At 40.7% G+C, this 637-nt stretch carries 1 protein-coding gene; it reads left to right on the top strand.

Annotation, left to right across the window (positions count from 1 at the left end):
- Nucleotides 1-10: 10 nt before the first annotated feature.
- The coding region (locus HC175_RS16205) for a potassium transporter TrkG (RefSeq protein ID WP_317172338.1) at nucleotides 11-637 on the top strand (627 nt) is incomplete at its 3' end.

Below are 637 nucleotides of genomic sequence, written 5' to 3'. Positions count from 1 at the left end.
AAAAAAGATCGTGCTGCTAACTTTTGCCATTGAATTTTTAGGAGCAGGTCTTATCTTCTTCAGCCTTGAGTCCGGCACAGTTCAGGTCTTTATTAATAAGGTTTTCTTCTCTGTATTCCATAGCATCTCCGGGTTTTGTAATGCCGGTTTTTCTACTCTTGAAAATAGCTTATATGAGCCTGAATTCCAGTTCAATTATCCTCTTCAGTTGATCATTGTGGTACTCTTTATCTTAGGAGGAATTGGTTTCCCAATACTCTTTAACATCTACAAATATTTGACCTATTACTTTAGGAACCAGTATGCAAAAATGCTTCATCCTGCCAATTCTGCCCACACTCCCTGGGTAATAAGCCTTAACACCAGGATCGTATTAGTGACTACTTCTGCCCTGTTGATCATTGGAACCATATTCTTTTACTTCTTTGAATACAATAACACACTTCAGGAACATTCCTGGTTTGGTAAAATTGTAGTCTCCTTTTTTGGCGCCGCAACTCCGAGGACAGCAGGATTTAATTCGGTAGACATGTCTGCCCTTAATTTCTCGACGCTCATGATCATTTTTATCCTCATGTGGATAGGAGCTTCCCCGGGTTCAACAGGGGGTGGTATAAAAACGAGCACCTTTGCCCTC

The organism is Salinimicrobium oceani (assembly GCF_012037645.1).
The sequence above is the reverse complement of the archived record's forward strand: the minus strand, read 5'-3'. Positions and strand labels throughout refer to the sequence as shown.